We start from the raw sequence: 16,653 nt of genomic DNA, 5'->3' as shown, positions 1-16,653 counted from the left end.
GGACGGTGCACGGGGACCCGTCCCGTCCGGCAGCCGAACGATGGTCCGAAAGCCGGACGTGCCCGGTGGCCGCGCCCCTCCCGCACCCGTCCGGAAGCGGCTCCAGGCCCGCCCGGCCCCCTACCGGGCGGGCGCTCCTCCTACGGGGCCCGGCACCCGGGCCGGACTCAGCACCCGATCCGCAGGTCCGCCCAGTCGGCGTGGTCGTAGTTGATCCCGTCCCCGCCGTCGGTGACCACCAGACGTACCACCTGCGCGCCGCTCACATCCGCGGTGATCGGCTGCGCGGCCATCGCGTTGGTCAGGACCCCGGTCGACGCCACCTTCGTGCCGTCCGCCCAGATCTCGAACGCCACTGTGCCATTGGCGCCCGTCTCGTCGTCGACTCCGACCTGGGCGGTCACGGCGCTGCACGCACCGCCTGCGTAGAACTCGACGGCGCTGTCCGCGTGTACCCCGAGTCCCTTGGCGAAGACAGTGCCGCCGATGGTCAGCGGATTGCCGTCGCCGGCGTCGCTCTCACCGTTGCTGGTGTCCTTCTCGACCGGACCCCAGCCGTTGGACGCGGAGAGCTGCGGCAGATCGCTCAGATAGCTGCTGCCCGCCGGGGGCGCCACCACCACATGTGCCCGGAACGGCACCGAGGTCTGCACGCGCGTCCCGGTCGGTGACTGGTACTGGGCGCTGAGTTTCAGATCGTACGTACCGGTGGCCGTGCCCGCGGGAGGTGTCACCTGCCAGCGTGTGGTCAGTGCACGGCCGGTGGGCACGACGCCGGTGCCGGTCGGCGACAGGGCCTTGATCTGCCAGCCCGACGGGCCGGTGAGCGCCGCGGAGACGCTCTTGGCGGGCGTACGGCCCAGATCGGTGACCGTCGTCGTCAGCGACGCGTTGCGGCCGGCATCCACCAACGGGCTGCCGTTCAGGCCGAGTTCCACGGCCGGCGGGGAGGCGGCCCACTTGCTGTCGGCGGCGACGCGCAGCAGTACCGTGCCGTGCGCCGGGACGGTCGCGGAGATGCCGCCCGCCGTGTTGTACGTCGTGTGCTGCCACAGGTCGCGCATCGTGTACGCGTCGGCCTCCGGCAGACCCGCCTCCTTCGCGGTCGTCGAGATGCGCTGCGCGGACCCGGTCTCGTTGAAGAGCGCCACGACCCGGCTGCCGTCCTTCATCTCCTTGGCGACGACCCAGCGCCCGCCGGCGGAGGAGACCACGACGCCCTGCTTTCCCAGCGGGTCCTGATCGACGGCGATGACCTCGTGGTTCGAGAGGATCTCGAAGGTCTCCGGAGTCGCCTTGCGCAGATCGGAGCCGATGAGCAGTGGCGCCGCCATCACGGACCACATGGAGAAGTGGGTGCGGTACTCGGTGTCCGTCATTCCGCCGTTGCCGACTTCGAGCATGTCGGGGTCGTTCCAGTGCCCCGGTCCCGCGGCGGCGGCGAGCGGCAGGTTCTGCTTCATGATCGACAACATGCTGCCCCAGCTGTCGTTGATGTCGCCCGTCGTGCGCCAGAGATGGCCGACGTCGGCGGCCCACTCCCAGGGCTTGTTCTCGCCCCACTCGCAAATGCTGTAGACGATGGGACGGCCGGTGGCCTCCAGTGCGTCGCGCATCGTCGTATAGCGCTTCTTCGCGTCGACGCCCTGGTTGTTGCAGTTGTCGTACTTGAGATAGTCGACGCCCCAGTCCGCGAACTGCTGCGCATCGCTGTACTCATGGCCGAGTGCCCCCGGCATTGTGAGCGCGCACGTACTGGTGCCCGCGCTGGTGTAGATGCCGAACTTGAGACCCTTGGAGTGCACGTAGTCTGCGACGGCCTTGATGCCGTGCGGGAAACGCACCGGGTCGGCCTCCAGCTTGCCGTCCGCGTTGCGCTGCGGCTTCGCCCAGCAGTCGTCTAGGTTGACGTACTGGTAGCCGGCGTCCTTGAGGCCCTTCTCGACGAAGATGTCGGCGATTCCCTTGACCATCGCCTCGTTGAACTCGGCCCGGCAGTAGGTCGAGTTCCAGTTGTTGAATCCCATCGGCGGGGTGAGTGCGAGCCCGTTGGCGGACTGCGGGCTGACCGCTGCGGCAGCCGCCTTCGTCGGTGAGTCCGCGACGGCCGGAGCGGTTGCGCCCGCTGCGCAGAGCAGACCGGCGGCCAGCGCTCCGATGACTGTTCTGCCGCTTGCTCGGGTCGTACGGGTTGGAAGATGACGCATCGTAACGTGCCTCCACGCTTGTGCCAGATCGGATGACATCATGTTCACGCCAGGGACGCGCGATTACGTTAGAGCGTGTTGGAGTCTGTTGGAAGGGGTGCGGTAAAGGTTGTCCGGCATCTCGTCAAAACCCTTGACCCTCCTCTGACTTGGCGGTGTGATCCAATCGCACGTTCGGCTGTGTTGGGTTGCATCCCGGAGGAGGGGGTCATGGCGCACTCGTCGTACGACAGGTCAAGCATGCCCGGCAGTGTGGCAGGACATCGGATGTCTCGGCGAAATCTGCTGCGTGGTGCGGCGGTTGGCGCGGGCGCGATCACGCTTCCCTCGCTGCTCACGGCATGCAGCAGTGGCCCCGGTGGTGACGGCAAGACGATCCACATGGGGTCGAATTCGTCCGACCCCATTCCCAAGAAGGCTTTCGCCGACGCGTTCAAGGCGTACGAGGCGCAGGCCGGAGGGCGGAAGATCGAGGTCAACACCGTTGACCACAACACCTTCCAGGAGAACATCAACAAATACCTGCAGGGCAATCCGGACGACGTGTTCATGTGGTTCGCCGGCTACCGGATGCAGTTCTTCGCCAAGAAGGGACTGCTGCACGACATCAGCGACAACTGGCAGCACTACGAAGGGTTCTCGTCCGCGCTGAAGGCCCAGTCCACCGGTGAGGACGGCAAGCAGTACCTCACGCCGTACTACTACTACCCGTGGGCCGTCTTCCACCGGAAGAGCCTCTTCGCCGACCGCGGCTACCAGGCGCCCAAGACCCTCGACGAGTACGTGGCGCTCGCCAAGCAGATGAAGAAGGACAAACTTGACCCCATCGCGTTCTGCGACAAGGACGGCTGGCCCGCGATGGGAACCTTCGACTACATCAACATGCGGACCAACGGCTATGACTTCCACAAGAGCCTGATGGCCGGCGAGGAAGCCTGGACGGACAAGCGCGTCAAGGACGTCTTCGACACCTGGCGCCGGCTCCTTCCGTACTGCCAGCAGGGCGCCAACGGCCGCACCTGGCAGGAGGCCGCGACCAGCCTGCAGAAGAAGGAAGCCGGCATGGCGGTCTTCGGGCTGCCGCACCCCGGCGCCCAGTTCCCCAAGGGCGAACAGGAGGACATCGACTTCTTCCCGTTCCCGGTCATCAATCCGGAGCACGGCCAGGACGCCGTCGAGGCACCGATCGACGGGTTCCTGCTGGCGAAGAAGTCGAAGAACCTCAAGAACAAGAAGACGCTGGAGAGCGCCAAGGACCTCGTGAAGTGGCTGGCCACCGGCAAGGCCGAGGACATCTACCTCAAGAGCGACCCCAACAACATCGCGGTCAACGACCAGGCGGACATCTCTCAGTACTCGGCGCTGCAGAAGAAGGCCGTCGAGCTCGTCTCCGGTGCCAAGCAGATCTCCCAGTTCCTGGACCGCGACACCCGGCCGGACTTCGCCTCGACCGTCATGATTCCGGCCATCCAGAAGTTCATCAGCAACCCGAACGATGTGGACGGTCTGGTCAACGACATCGAGCGGCAGAAGAAGACCATCTTCGCCTCCGACTGAATCTGGAGTACCGACCGTGTCGTTCCTCTCGGAGCGGCGCACCGAACGGCGGGGCCCGCGGCGATTCTCCGGCCGCGACCTCGCCGTCATCGGTCTGCTGCTCGGCATACCCGTCCTGCTCGACATCGCCATCGTGTGGGGGCCGACCCTCGCCTCGATCGTGCTCTCCTTCACCAGCTGGGACGGCATCGGCGACATCAAATGGGTCGGTACGCAGAATTACGAGAATCTCTTCACCAATTACCCGCAGTTCTGGCCCGCCGCCCGGCACAACCTGCTCTGGCTGGCCTTCCTCGGGCTCGTCGCCGCGCCGTTCGGGCTGTTCCTCGCCGTACTCATCGACCGCGGCGTGCGGTTCAGCCGCTTCTACCAGTCGACGCTGTACATGCCGGTCGTGCTGTCGCTCGCCGTGGTCGGCTTCATCACGCAGCTGATCTTCTCCCGTGACCAGGGGGCTCTCAACGCGATCATCGGGGACACCGCGTCGCCGACCGACTGGCTCGGCGACCCGGACCTCAACATCTGGATGGTCCTGCTCGCCGCGGCGTGGCGGCACACCGGCTACGTGATGATCCTCTACCTTGCCGGGCTCAAGGCCGTCGATCCCTCGCTGAAGGAAGCGGCCGCCATCGACGGGGCGAACGAGGCCCAGACCTTCTTCCGCATCGTCTTCCCCACGCTGCGGCCGGTCAACGTCATCGTCGGCGTCATCACCGTCATCGAGTCCCTGCGCGCCTTCGACATCGTGTACGCCGTCAACCATGGCCGCAACGGACTCGAACTGCTCTCGGTGCTCGTCACCGACAACATCATCGGTGAGGCGAGCCGCGTCGGCTTCGGATCCGCCATCGCCGTGGTCCTGCTCACCGTCTCCCTCGGATTCGTCGTGACATACCTGGTGCAGGAGCTCCGAGAGGAGAAGAACCGATGACCGTCGACACCGCCCCCGCCCGCCCCGCCGCACAGCCCGCGTCCCCGCCACCCGCGGTGGTGCGCCGCGGTTTCCGCCCGGGCAGGCTCGGCGTGCACGCCTTCCTGATGGCGGTCTCGCTCGCCTTCCTCGCGCCGCTGCTGCTGGCGGTGTACGCCTCCCTGCGGCCGTACGACGAGACCTCCCAGTACGGCTACTTCTCGCTGCCGAGGCATCTGTCGTTCGACTACTACCGGCAGGCGTTTGCCGACTCCGGGATGACGAAGTATTTCGTCAACACCATGATCATCGCCGTCCCGGGAGTGCTCCTCACCCTCTTCCTCGCCTCGTTCGTGGCCTTCGCCCTGGCCCGGCTGAAGATGCGCGGCGGGATCGTGCTGCTGATGCTCTTCACGGCCGGGAACCTGCTGCCCCAGCAGGTGATCGTGACCCCGCTGTACGTGGCGTTCAACCGCATCCCGCTGCCGTACTGGATGTCCGACTCGATGACGATGTACGACTCGTACTGGGCTGTCGTCGTCGTCCAGATCGGCTTCCAGCTCGGGTTCTGCGTCTTCGTCCTCGCCAACTTCATGCGTACCCTGCCGCAGGAGATCCTGGAAGCCGCCGTCGTCGACGGCGCGGGCGTCTGGACGCAGTACTGGCGGATCACGCTGCCGCTGTGCCGCCCGGCCCTTGCCGCGCTCGGCACGCTTCAATTCACCTGGATGTACAACGACTTCCTCTGGGCCCTGGTATTCGTCTCCGACGGCGACAAACTGCCCATCACCTCCGCCCTCAACAACCTGCGCGGGCAGTTCTTCACGGACTACAACCTGCTGGCCGCCGGTTCGATCCTGGTGGCCCTGCCGACGATCCTGGTTTTCCTCCTTCTGCAACGGCACTTCATTGCGGGACTCACCCTGGGGTCGACGAAGGGGTAGGGGGCTGAGCTGTGGTTATGCGGGGCGCCGGGGCGTGCCGGGCGCCCCGGCGAGTGGGCTCCGAAAGCCGTCCGCTTCTGTGGTGAGGCGGTGCGGCTCAGGCCACCCCGGGCTGATGCCAGGGTGGCCTGAGCCGTTACCTCTGGTCTCTCCGTCTCTCCTATGCAGGATCGTTGCTTTGCTCCGTCGGACCGTCCGGCCCCCGGCCGGCGAATCGGCTTCCCCAGTGGCTGCGCAGTGCTGCCACCGCGACGCAGCCGCCGAGCAGCGGGCCGAGCCAGCCGGGCAGCGGCAGGGCCCGCGCGAGGAGCGCGACGAGTACTACGGTGACCGCCGCAGCGGCCAGGTCGGCCGCGACCGCGCCACGGCGGCGCGTCGGCGCGGCCCCGGTGAAGCCGAGCAGGGCGAGGAGGCGCAAGGTGGGGGGACCGCTCGTCATGAGAGCTGGTTGACGAGGCAGCCGGCCGCTGCGATCGAGACGTAGCCCCAGGGACCGCCCGCGAACTTCACCAGGCGCAGGCCGTTGCGGGCGCGCTGGATGTTGACCGAGACGTGATGGGACTGGACGGGGACATAGGCGGCGAGGGCGCCGACCCCGCACTTCTTGGCGGCGTTCTTGACCACCTTGCCGATCTTCTTCCAGTTCCAGCTGAAGGGGTTCCACCAGGGGTCGGCGACCACGGGGAAGGCCGTGTTGGCGTCGAACGATACCGTCTGGATCAGGATGCCGCCCTCCAGGCGGTAACTGGTCGCCAGGGACTTGCCGTTGGCGTCCTTCGCCCAGGGTGCGGCGATGGCGGCCACCGGCTCGTTCGGGTTGGCGCTGACGATCACCACGGAACCGTCGGCTTCCTGGCGCAGGCTGGACCCCGCAGCAATGTTCACGCTCGCGCGGAACTCGTGGGGAGCGTTGGCGTTCTTGATGACCTGCAGGGTGCGGCTGCCGCCGTTGAGGGTGGGCTGGACGACGGTGTCGACCGGGCCGGCCGGGTCTGAGTGGATCACACTGCCGTTGATGGTGACCGCACGCGGACGGTCCTCCTTGAGGCCGATGCCGACGGCTGGGATGTCCTCCGGCTTCACCTGGATGGTGCCGCTGGTCTCCCAGGGGACGGTGACCGTTCCGGTCTCGGTCTCGGCGATGGCCGCGTAGGTGCTGTTGCTGCTGGACGCAGGGGTGATGTCGGAGGCCTCCAGGACGCTGTTGGCGGCACCCATCGCCTGGATGGCGGCGCTGGGCGTCCAGCCGGTATCAACGGTGAAGGTGACCGGTGCGGACCAGCCGTTCGCCCAGTGCTCACCGTCGTACGTGGTGGTGCGGAAGGTGTACGTCTTGCCGCTGACGAGCTTTCCGGCGGGTACTTTCGCGGAGGCGGTGGCACCGTTGGCCACGAAGCCGGAGTTGAACTGGGTCACCACCTCGCCCGTGGCCTTGTCCTTGACCTCGAAGGTGCCCTGGATCTCGTCGTCCGCGTTGGTGTCCTCGGTGGTGAACCGCAGCGTCGGGGTGAGGCTGTTGACCTTGTAGATGCCGTTCTCGGTGTAGAAGGGCGGGCCCGCCTGCAGGTTGGATCCGTTCACGGGACGGTAGTTGAAGGTGACCGAGAGCCGCGGAATGGTGTCCTCGGGCGACTCGGAGGAGTAGAAGCGCTTCCAGGCGTAGGTGTCGCTCTCGTCCGTCGCCTTCAAGGCCACCGAACCGGTCGTGGCTTTCGCGCTCGCCCAGATCTGCGCCAGGCTGGTGACGTCGGCCTTGACCCAGCCGGCGTTACTGCACGTGCTGGAGCGGGTCTGCGTGGAGGTGGCGATCTTCTGCAGCAATGCGGGCTGGTTGGTCCAGCGGGTGCTCGTGTTGGCCGGGTCCGCTGCCCACACCTCCCAGGCCCGCGTCTCACAGGACCACGAGTGGTAGTTGTACAGGGCCAGTTCGGCGTTGGTGACCAGCGCGTCGGCGAACTGCCCTGTCTCCCAGGTCAGGAAGGAGCGGGCGGTGCGCTTGGTGGTGCCCGAGTAGTCGCCGGGCCAGCCGAGCTTGAGGTCGGTGTCGGCGGACTGGTCCGTGGTGGTGCCGCCCTGGACGAAGGTGTCGAACAGGACCGACAGGACGTCGGTGGCCGGGTCGATCGTCACCGGGTATGTGGTGGCCGGATCCGACAGGAACGTCGTGTTTGGGCGCAGCCGCAACTCGACTGTGTCGCCGTCCTGGGACACGGTCATCGGGACGCGGGCGGTGTGGGTGTGCTCGCCCGAGCGCTCGTCGACCTTCGCGTCCCACATCGTGGGCGCGGGCATGGTGGCGACCTGCTCCCCGGAGGCCCGGTCGGTGAAGGACACCGAACCGTCGTCCTGCTGGGTTGCCTTCAGGCCCGGCACCTTCAGCGGCAGGGTCATGGGCGCCGAGCCGTCGGCCGGGCTCTCCTTGAGCAGCAGGTACTGCTCAAACCCGGTGCGCGTGGCGTCGACCACCAAGTCCGCGCCGGGTATCGCCTGCGGGTAGGTCGCGCGGTGGCCGTCCAGTTCCGGCTCGGGCAGGCCGCCCTTCCACTGCACGCTGAGTGACTGGCGCCCCGAGCCGAGCGTGACCAGGTCCCGCGCCTGCGAGACGGGGGCGTCGGCCGCGGCCTTGGCGGAACGCGCCTTCGTTCCGCCGGGACCGGCAAGCCTCAGGTGCTCGGGGTGCGCCTTGGCGCGCACGGTACCGTCCCCGTTGCGCGCGAAGTTGACGTCGACGTCCACCCACGTACCGTCCCGGATCATCCGGATCGGTCCGCCAGCCTGCTCGGTGGTGAGGGTGCCGTCGGGGTTCGCCCAGGTCGTGGAGGTCTCGCTACGGCGGTCGAGAACCTCCACTCGGCGGTCGCTGACCTGCGCGGCCACCAGCGCGGACTCCGCGGTGATGGCCTCGGTCACCGGAGAACCCATCGGACTGGCGGCACGCACGGGCTCTTCGGCCGGGGGCGTGGCGGCGAGGGCGGGCAGGGTGGAACCGAGCAGCGCGACCGCCGTCAGGGCGGCGATGCCGCCGGCGGCGATGGCTCTGGAAGGTCTGTGGCGCGAAGTACGCATACACATCCTCGGGTCATGACCAGCCATAGGAAAGGCAAGATCAATTAAAAACTTTGCCATGATCCAACTGAGCTCATGATCAAGTGTCAACTCTGACCCCAACACGCTGCGTTTCCGGCCGTGAGCGGTTCGCGAGTCCGTGTTCGAAGAACGTGACGGTGGCGTGGACGGTGTAGTTCTGGCTGGTCATGGGCTGTTGTCCGGTGTTCGGTCCGTACTTGCTGGTGGGGTTCTTGCGGGTGCGTGCCTTGACGCGGTGCCGGTGGCGGGCGGGGTGCAGGGCGTCGAGGGCGGCCCGGCCGATGGTGCCGACGAGGTCGGCGGAGCCTGGTGGGGGCAGGATGCCGGTGCCCGTAACGACGGTGACGGCGGCGGTGTCGCGCAGGACGGTGAAGCTGATGCGGTCCATGCTCGGGCCGGGCAGGGTGCAGGCGGTGTCGGCGGCTGAGCGGATCAGGGCCTGGTAGGTGGTGAGCAGGGCATAGACCTCCTGGTTGAGACGGTGCCGTCGGCCAGGGTGAGGGTGACCTCGGCTTCGATGACGCGGACGGTCATCAGGGTGGCCAGGACAGGTAGCCGATTCGGGCCAGGTAGGAGCCGTCGCCAAGGTGCTGGAAGGGAGTGGGGATGCGGCGGTTGGCGGAACGCACCAGGAACTGCGCGCCGCTGGCGTGGACATCGGCGGCGAAGGTGTTCGCGTTGAATCCGGCGTCGGCGAGCAGGAGCATCGTGCGGTCCAGGGCGTTCAGCAGGCGTCCGGCACAGGAGAGTTCACCGTCGTTCTCGGGGCCGAATGCGGCGGCCAGGAGAGCGCGGGTGCCGCACTCGATGAGGACCACGAGCCGCAGCAGTGGGTAGCCGAATTCCAGATGGGCACCGGACCGTTTCGGGTAGCGTCAGGTGGTCGCCGGCTCGTCCGGTGTGTGCAGCCGGGTCCCGTGGACGGCCACGGTCCGCAGCCACCGCCAGAAGGCGCCGCTCTGGCCCCTGGGCCGGAGTTGCTGCCTGCACCGGGTGATCACACTCGGGTTTGAGGGTGGGCCGCGCGACGGTGGTCAGATCGGCGTCGACACCCACCACACACGAGCTGCTCCCGGTTCACGTGTACGCCGACAGCCCCTCGCGCAGTTGCGATCAATGACGTTGCGGGACTCCGGGCTGTCCATCAGAATGCGGGCATGATGGGTGAACTCAGGTCAGGTGGTGACTCTTCCGAGCACGGCACAACGCCCGAGCTGCGGGCATCTGACCGGGACCGGGACCAGGTCGTGGAGATCCTGCAGATTGCCGCAGGCGACGGCCGGCTCACCGCGGCTGAGCTGGACGAGCGCTTGGACGCTGCGTTGTCCGCCCGCACCACCGGCGACCTTGCTGGACTGACCGCCGACCTTCCCTCGGAAGGAATGCCTCCGCAAGCCAGAGATCTGGTCCGGATCGACCAGCGTTTCGGCGATGTCACACGCACCGGCCGCTGGCTGGTTCCGCGCCGCATGGAAATCCGGCTGATGTTCTGCGAAGCGAAGCTCGACTTCACCGACGCGATGATTACCCACAACACTCTTCACATCGATGTCGACCTGCGAGTCGGGGGAAACCTGATCCTGGTGACCAGGCCGGGGATCGAAGTCGACACTGACGACCTGGTGCGCGGCAGCGGCGACATCAAGATCCGGCCTGTATCCGGCCCGGACACTCCCGTTACCCTGCGTGTGCAACTGGCCGGACAGTCCCGCGGAGGCGACATCATCGCCCGACCTCCGCGACGGAATTTCGCGGAGTGGCTGCGCCGTCGCACGCCAAGGAGTAGCGGCCGCTGAGCGCGGGTTCTCACACACGCACGGGCAGTATCAGGCTCGGGCCCGCGGCACGGCGCTTGCGCGGGCACCCTCTCTGCAGACCGGACAGCATGTCACCGTCGGTGACGCCGGGCTGGACAACCCCATCAGGCCAGGACCGGCCACCGCGAGGAGGAGTTTCACCGGGCCACTGCTCGTACCAGGGGTGCGGCTTCCAGCGTTTCCGGCCATCCGTGCCCCGGCAGCCGGGGGGCGTCAGGAGCCCCGGCGAGGCCCCGCCGATCGCGGCTTCGTGTCACGGCGGGAACGCGTGGCGCTGCAGAAGCCGGCCACCGCGGCGTCAGAAGGCGATCCGGCCAACCGCGTCCGGAGCGCCGCCGCCGTGAGGCGTGGGCAGTGTCAGTGGCGGCTGCGATGCTGCCTGCATGGACGAAATCATGCGACGGCGGGTGTACGGCGCCGACCACGACGATCCTGATCCGGGTCCGCAGCCCGGGCATGCATATCGCGAGCTGGTCGGCGGCCCGCTCGACGGGCTGCTCCTCGACGTGACGGGCTGGCCGGAGGTGGCACTCGCCGACGGGGCCGCACTGATGACCGAGATCGGCATGCACGGCCCGGGTGGCAGGTCGGAGTACGGGCCGCGGGCGGACGATTCACGGAAGTGGGATTGGCGGGGAGACACACCCTGAATCAGGTGGCCTCGTACTGGTGCGCGGCGGCGCCCTGCCATTCCACCAGGGCGGGAGTGTCAAGGGCCCGCTCCGGGTCCGCCATGCCGGCGTCGGCGAGAAACACAATGATGTCGCGGTCGCTGTGCGCGAGCCCGAGCCTTTCGTCGCGGCCGTTGATGTGCACGGTCACGAGCCTGGCGCCGGACGGTGTGGGGGCGTGAACGATGATCGGTGGAGTCGCCATGGTTCCAGGGTGGCGCGGGATGCCGGTCGGCGCGCATCTGGCTGGTCCGGATGCGTGGTGCCCGAGGACCGGGGGTACAGGCGGTGGGCCGGTTGCCCCGTCCCTGCGGCCGATGTTCCGTAGCAGGCGGCAGGGGCCCTGGGGGTACGTATGGTCGCTGCTGTGCGGTCCGGCGCTCTCGGATTCGCCCTGGTCACTTCTCGAGAACTGCCGGCGCCTGCCCGACCAGATGTTTGTGATCACCAGTGCGGGGGCGCACGGTGCAGTTGGGGCGGGGTCACTGGCCCCGGTCCGCCGCTTGCTGGGGTACGACCACCAGGAACGCGTCCTCCTTCAGGTCCATGACGACCTCGGCCGCCACACCCTCGCCCCGGCGCGCAGCCGCGAACTCCTCCGCAGGCCAGCTGCCTCGCGGACCTCCCGCGGGAAACCGCTCCAGTACTGTGCGCTGCACCGTGCACCCCCTTGCCTCGTCGGCTCCAACGACGCCCCGCCGTCCCCGTTACGGCCGCTCGGGCGCCTGATTCGTTCGGTGGGACGCCTGCCGACGGGCGTCCGGCACCTGCTTTCGTGCAACAACATCGCCACAGCCGGGTTTTCGCGGCAGGGTGTTGCGGGCAAGCCACAGAGGGCTACGGAAGAGGGGGAACCGTGATCATCTGGATCAACGGTGCGTTTGGCGCGGGCAAGACGAGCGCCGCGCGCGAACTGATCGATCTGATCCCGAACAGCACCGTCTACGACCCCGAACTGATCGGCGGGGGACTGCGGTACCTGCTGCCCCAGAAGAGGCTCGCCGAGGTGACCGACTACCAGGACCTGCCGATCTGGCGACGGTTGGTGGTGGACACGGCTGCCGCTCTGCTCGCCGAGGTGCCCGGGGTGCTCGTGGTGCCCATGACGCTGCTGCGACAGGAGTACCGCGACGAGATATTCGGAGGGCTCGCTTCCAGACGCATTCCGGTGCGTCATGTACTGCTCTCACCTGAGGAAACGATCCTGCGGCAGCGGATCGCCGGCCGTGAGGAAGTACCGGACGACCCGGAAGCCGGCGAGCGAATACGGCAGTGGGCGTACGAACACATCGAGCCCTACCGGACCGCGCTCGGCTGGATCACCGCGGATGCGCACACCATCGACACCAGCAGGCTGACCCCGTACGAGACGGCCGAGCGCATCGCCGACGCGGTACGTACCGGTGCCGCCGCCGTGTGCGAGATCGTGCAGACGCCTGCGCCGACCGCGGAGACCCTCGCCGCCGGGGTGCTGCTCTTCGACGAACACGACCGGGTCCTGCTCGTCGACCCCACGTACAAGCCCGGCTGGGAGTTTCCCGGCGGGGTGGTGGAGCCCGGCGAGGCACCGGCACAGGCCGGGATACGGGAAGTGGCCGAGGAGATAGGGATTCAGCTCGACCGGATCCCCAGCCTGCTCGTCGTCGACTGGGAGCCGCCGCACCCGCCCGGGTACGGAGGACTGAGGCTGCTCTTCGACGGCGGGCTGCTGCACTGCCAGGACGCCGAACGACTGCTGCTGCCCGGTTCCGAACTGCGCGGCTGGCGGTTCGTCACCGAGGCGGAGGCCGCAACGATGCTGCCGCCGCACCGGTACGAGCGCCTCCGCTGGGCGCTGCGGGCCCGCGAGCGGTCAATCGTGCTCAATCTGGAGGCCGGAGTCCCGGTCGGCTGACGCCCGCAGCACGGCGGCGACGTCGACAGTGAGGGGATCACCGTGCCCGAAGCAGACCGTGGACGGGGGCGGCGCCGCCGGCCGCCGGAACGACGCCAGTGCCTCGGCCCGGTCCGTGTTGAAGACACCCGGCATCACCTGGCTCACCCCGGCCACGCAGTCGTTGGTGAACAGCACGTCACGGTGCGGCAGATGGATGGCGAGTGACCCGGGTGTGTGTCCGAGGGAGTGGACCACGCGAGCCCCGCCGTCGAAGGGGAGTTCGTCGTCGTGGGAGATCGGCTTCAGGGGTGCGAAACTGGCGACCTCCTGTATTCGGGACTCGCGCTCCTCCGGTTGTTGAGGGCTTGTGGTCACCGTGCGTGTTCACCGGGGGCGTAGCGCCGCCAGGTTCCTCCGGCCGCTTCGCCGAGGTGGGCGGTGGCCTCGGTTCGGGGCAAGCCGGCCGGCGCCCGCGTGGACGAGCTCACCTTCGCTCCGGTGACCGCCCGGTACGTACGGATGCAGGGCATCAAGCGGACGACCGGCTGGGGCTACTCGCTGTGGCGCCTGGAGGTTCGTTCCATGAGCCCGGAGCCCGACCCCGCGTAATCCGCCAGGGGGCACTGGGGCTATGAGAACACGAGGGACCCGCGCCGGTCGTGGCGTCGCCCGCGCGACCGGCACGGATCTCCCGACGGCACAGCCTTGACGAAGGACATGGATGCACCTCCCACGTACGAGAGGTGCATCCCGCCCCGGAACAGATGATGCGAGGTCAGGAGCTCTTGGACTCCGCGTAGTTCTGCAGGAACAGCGCCTCGGCGACCGACAGCCGCTCCAGCTCCTCGGGCGACACGCTCTCGTTCACCGCGTGGATCTGCGCCTCCGGCTCGCTGAGGCCGATCAGCAGGATCTCCGCCTCCGGGTAGAGCGCGGCGAGGGTGTTGCAGAGCGGGATCGAGCCGCCCATCCCGGACGTCTGCATCTTCTCGCCGGGGTAAGCGGCCTCCATGGCCTGCGCCATCGACGTGTACGCCGGGCTGGAGGTGTCCGCGCGGAACGCCTGGCCCTGACCGACCTGCTCCACCGAGACCCTCGCCCCCCACGGGGCGTGCGCCTTCAAATGGGCGGTCAGCAGCGTCGTTGCCTCGGCCGCGTCCTGGCCCGGCGGCACTCGCAGGCTGATCTGCGCCCGCGCGCTCGCCTGCAGCGACGGCGTCGCGCCGACCACCGGCGGGCAGTCGATCCCGATGACGGTGACGGCGGGCCGGGCCCAGATGCGGTCGGCGACGGTTCCCGTGCCGATCAGCGCCACGCCGTCGAGGACCTTCGCGTCCCTGCGGAAGTCGGGCTCCGGGTACTGCAGCCCGTCCCACTCGGCGTCCGTGGTGAGTCCGTCGACGGTCGTGGTGCCGTCCTCGGCGCGCAGCGACCCCAGCAGCTGGATCATTGCGGCCAGCGCGTCGGGGGCGGCGCCGCCGAACTGCCCGGAGTGCAGGTTCCCTTCAAGGGTGTCGAGGGTGACCCGCAGCATCGTCATGCCGCGCAGTGTCGCGGTGACCGTCGGCAGACCGACCCGGAAGTTGCCGGTGTCGCCGATGACGATGGTGTCGGCGGCCAGCAGCTCGGGGTGTGCCTCGGCGTACCGCTCCAGACCGCCGGTGCCCTGCTCCTCCGAACCCTCGACAATCACCTTGACGGAGACCGGGACGCCGCCGTTCGCCTTGAGAGCCCGCAGGGCGAGGAGATGCATGATGAAGCCGCCCTTGCAGTCGGCCGCGCCGCGGCCGAACCAGCGGCCCTCGCGCTCCGTCAGCTCGAACGGCGGGGAGATCCAGGCCGACTCGTCGAGCGGCGGCTGCACGTCGTAGTGCGCGTAGAGCAGCACGGTCGGGGCACCGGCCGGGCCGGGCAGGAAGCCGTAGACCGACTGGGTGCCGTCGGGGGTGTCGAGCAGGGCGACGTCCTGGAAGTCCTCGGCGCGCAGCGCGTCGGCGACCCAGGCTGCGGCCGCCTCGCACTCGCTCTTCGGGAACTGCGCGGGATCCGCCACCGACTGGAAGGCCACCAGCTCGGTCAGCTCCGCCTTGGCACGGGGCATCAGTGAGGCAATGGTCTCGGAAATCGGATGGGCGGTCATGGGCACGCTCCTCGTGGGTGCGACGTTATGTGTACGAATCCGTCTGCATGAACGCCGTGTGTGCGGCGCCGCATGCAGGGCGAACGTACGGTCGATCCTCCCACAGCGGGGACCGGTCGCAAGGCGCCGTAGGATGCCGTGAGCAGCTTGGGCCACTGGTCGGGATCGGGAGCAGAAGCACATCGTGAGCAGCGAGAACGCAGACGCCGGACGTGAGATTGAAGAGTCGTCCGTGTGGGATGTCGTCGTGGTCGGCGCCGGACCGGCCGGAGCCTCCGCGGCATATGCGGCGGCGGTCGCCGGGCGGCGGGTGTTGCTGCTGGAGAAGGCGGAACTGCCCCGCTACAAGACCTGTGGCGGCGGCATCATCGGGTACTCCCGCGATGCGCTGCCGCCCGGATTCGAACTGCCGTTGCAGGACAGGATCCACGCGGTGACGTTCTCGCTCAACGGCAGGCTGGCGCGGACCCGCCGTTCCAAGCGGATGCTCTTCGGGCTCATCAACCGGCCCGAGTTCGACGCGGGTCTGGTCGAGGAGGCGCAGAAGGCGGGCGCCGAACTCCGCACCGGAGCGTCGGTGAGCCGGGTCGAGCAGCACGGCGCCTCGGTGCCGGACCGGCGCACGGTCGCCGTGGTGCTCGCCGGCGGCGAGACCGTCCTGGCGCGTGCGGTCGTCGGCGCGGACGGCAGCGCGGGACGCATAGGTGCCCATGTCGGGGTCAAGCTCGACCAGGTGGACCTGGGCCTGGAGTCGGAGATTCCGGTCCCCGCCACCGTCGCGGAGGACTGGGCCGGGCGGGTGCTGATCGACTGGGGTCCGATGCCCGGCAGTTACGGGTGGGTCTTCCCGAAGGGCGACACCCTGACCGTCGGTGTGATTTCGGCGCGTGGTGACGGCGCAGGGACCAAGCGGTATCTGGAGGACTTCATCGCCCGGCTCGGCCTCGCCGGGTTCGAGCCGAAGATCTCCTCCGGTCATCTCACCCGCTGCCGCAGCGACGACTCCCCGCTGTCGCGCGGGCGGGTGCTCGTCTGTGGCGACGCGGCGGGGCTGCTGGAGCCGTGGACCCGCGAAGGCATCTCGTTCGCACTGCGCTCCGGGCGGCTCGCCGGTGAGTGGGCGGTCCGGATCGCGGAATCGCACGACGCGGTGGACGCCCGCCGCCAGGCGCTCAACTACGCCTTTGCCATCAAGGCCGGGCTGGGTGTCGAGATGGGTGTCGGTCGGCGCATGCTGAAGCTGTTCGAGCGCCGCCCGGGAATTCTGCACGCAGTGCTGACCGGATTCCGCCCTGCCTGGAAGGCGTTCGCCGGGATCACCCGCGGGACGACCTCGCTGGCCGAGCTGGTCCGTACCCACCCGCTGGCGCAGCGGGCCCTGTCGGCGATGGACCGTTAGGCCGCGCCTCGGCGCACCCTGCCGGCCGGACCAAGACGCCGGTGG

At 68.5% G+C, this 16,653-nt stretch carries 17 protein-coding genes; 8 read left to right on the top strand and 9 right to left on the bottom strand.

What is annotated here, in order from left to right; genetic code table 11:
• Window positions 1-167: 167 nt before the first annotated feature.
• On the bottom strand, window positions 168-2,207 hold the full coding sequence (locus AB0915_RS18710) for an NPCBM/NEW2 domain-containing protein (protein WP_366692125.1): 2,040 nt from the start codon (window positions 2,205-2,207) through the stop codon (window positions 168-170).
• Window positions 2,208-2,474: 267 nt separating this feature from the next.
• Here AB0915_RS18710 and AB0915_RS18705 point away from each other — a divergent pair, with 267 nt between their 5' ends.
• The 3 genes from AB0915_RS18705 to AB0915_RS18695 are packed head-to-tail and all read left to right on the top strand — an operon-like array spanning window position 2,475 to window position 5,618.
• Window positions 2,475-3,764 (top strand): ABC transporter substrate-binding protein, encoded by a 1,290-nt coding sequence (locus tag AB0915_RS18705; protein WP_366692124.1) that lies wholly within the window; start codon window positions 2,475-2,477, stop codon window positions 3,762-3,764.
• Between the two features lie 16 nt (window positions 3,765-3,780).
• The gene (locus tag AB0915_RS18700) at window positions 3,781-4,695 is read left to right on the top strand and encodes a sugar ABC transporter permease (RefSeq protein ID WP_366692123.1); all 915 of its coding nucleotides are present in this window, start codon (window positions 3,781-3,783) and stop codon (window positions 4,693-4,695) included.
• A complete protein-coding gene (locus tag AB0915_RS18695) occupies window positions 4,692-5,618 on the top strand; it encodes a carbohydrate ABC transporter permease (RefSeq protein ID WP_366692122.1) in 927 nt (308 codons plus the stop codon). The genes AB0915_RS18700 and AB0915_RS18695 overlap by 4 nt, the downstream gene beginning before the upstream one ends.
• Window positions 5,619-5,778: 160 nt before the next feature.
• Here the strand turns inward: AB0915_RS18695 and AB0915_RS18690 are convergent, their stop codons facing one another.
• From AB0915_RS18690 to AB0915_RS18675, 4 genes are all read right to left on the bottom strand, one after another.
• On the bottom strand, window positions 5,779-6,057 hold the full coding sequence (locus AB0915_RS18690; RefSeq protein WP_366692121.1) for a hypothetical protein: 279 nt from the start codon (window positions 6,055-6,057) through the stop codon (window positions 5,779-5,781).
• Window positions 6,054-8,684, bottom strand: a complete 2,631-nt coding sequence (locus tag AB0915_RS18685; protein WP_366692120.1) for a DNRLRE domain-containing protein — start codon at window positions 8,682-8,684, stop codon at window positions 6,054-6,056. The genes AB0915_RS18690 and AB0915_RS18685 overlap by 4 nt, the downstream gene beginning before the upstream one ends.
• Before the next feature lie 79 nt (window positions 8,685-8,763).
• Complete coding sequence (locus AB0915_RS18680; RefSeq protein WP_366692119.1) at window positions 8,764-9,093, bottom strand: hypothetical protein; 330 nt, start codon at window positions 9,091-9,093, stop codon at window positions 8,764-8,766.
• 145 nt (window positions 9,094-9,238) lie between these two features.
• A complete protein-coding gene (locus tag AB0915_RS18675; RefSeq protein WP_366692118.1) occupies window positions 9,239-9,523 on the bottom strand; it encodes a hypothetical protein in 285 nt (94 codons plus the stop codon).
• 339 nt (window positions 9,524-9,862) lie between these two features.
• Here AB0915_RS18675 and AB0915_RS18670 point away from each other — a divergent pair, with 339 nt between their 5' ends.
• Both AB0915_RS18670 and AB0915_RS18665 read left to right on the top strand, forming a co-directional pair.
• Entirely contained in the window at window positions 9,863-10,501 is a 639-nt protein-coding gene (locus tag AB0915_RS18670) for a DUF1707 domain-containing protein (RefSeq protein ID WP_366692117.1), read from the top strand.
• Window positions 10,502-10,905: 404 nt separating this feature from the next.
• Window positions 10,906-11,172: a hypothetical protein gene (locus AB0915_RS18665; RefSeq protein ID WP_366692116.1), complete on the top strand. Its 267-nt coding sequence runs from the start codon at window positions 10,906-10,908 to the stop codon at window positions 11,170-11,172.
• A 1-nt stretch (window position 11,173) separates the two neighbouring features.
• On the opposite strand, the gene AB0915_RS18660 is transcribed toward AB0915_RS18665, so the two are convergent.
• Window positions 11,174-11,398: a hypothetical protein gene (locus AB0915_RS18660; protein ID WP_366138484.1), complete on the bottom strand. Its 225-nt coding sequence runs from the start codon at window positions 11,396-11,398 to the stop codon at window positions 11,174-11,176.
• Window positions 11,399-11,675: 277 nt separating this feature from the next.
• A complete protein-coding gene (locus AB0915_RS18655; protein WP_366692115.1) occupies window positions 11,676-11,852 on the bottom strand; it encodes a hypothetical protein in 177 nt (58 codons plus the stop codon).
• 197 nt (window positions 11,853-12,049) lie between these two features.
• Here AB0915_RS18655 and AB0915_RS18650 point away from each other — a divergent pair, with 197 nt between their 5' ends.
• A complete protein-coding gene (locus AB0915_RS18650) occupies window positions 12,050-13,087 on the top strand; it encodes an NUDIX domain-containing protein (protein ID WP_366692114.1) in 1,038 nt (345 codons plus the stop codon).
• On the opposite strand, the gene AB0915_RS18645 is transcribed toward AB0915_RS18650, so the two are convergent.
• The gene (locus AB0915_RS18645) at window positions 13,046-13,402 is read right to left on the bottom strand and encodes an MBL fold metallo-hydrolase (RefSeq protein WP_366692129.1); all 357 of its coding nucleotides are present in this window, start codon (window positions 13,400-13,402) and stop codon (window positions 13,046-13,048) included. The genes AB0915_RS18650 and AB0915_RS18645 overlap by 42 nt on opposite strands.
• Before the next feature lie 105 nt (window positions 13,403-13,507).
• Between AB0915_RS18645 and AB0915_RS18640 the strand changes: the two genes are divergently transcribed.
• On the top strand, window positions 13,508-13,678 hold the full coding sequence (locus tag AB0915_RS18640; protein ID WP_366692113.1) for a hypothetical protein: 171 nt from the start codon (window positions 13,508-13,510) through the stop codon (window positions 13,676-13,678).
• A 166-nt stretch (window positions 13,679-13,844) separates the two neighbouring features.
• Here the strand turns inward: AB0915_RS18640 and AB0915_RS18635 are convergent, their stop codons facing one another.
• Window positions 13,845-15,209 (bottom strand): dipeptidase, encoded by a 1,365-nt coding sequence (locus tag AB0915_RS18635; RefSeq protein ID WP_366692112.1) that lies wholly within the window; start codon window positions 15,207-15,209, stop codon window positions 13,845-13,847.
• A gap of 184 nt (window positions 15,210-15,393) precedes the next feature.
• Between AB0915_RS18635 and AB0915_RS18630 the strand changes: the two genes are divergently transcribed.
• On the top strand, window positions 15,394-16,608 hold the full coding sequence (locus AB0915_RS18630) for a geranylgeranyl reductase family protein (protein ID WP_366692111.1): 1,215 nt from the start codon (window positions 15,394-15,396) through the stop codon (window positions 16,606-16,608).
• Window positions 16,609-16,653 lie beyond the last annotated feature (45 nt).

It is taken from the genome of Streptomyces sp. NPDC048411, assembly GCF_040704695.1.
Taxonomy (GTDB): domain Bacteria; phylum Actinomycetota; class Actinomycetes; order Streptomycetales; family Streptomycetaceae; genus Streptomyces.
The sequence above is the reverse complement of the archived record's forward strand: the minus strand, read 5'-3'. Positions and strand labels throughout refer to the sequence as shown.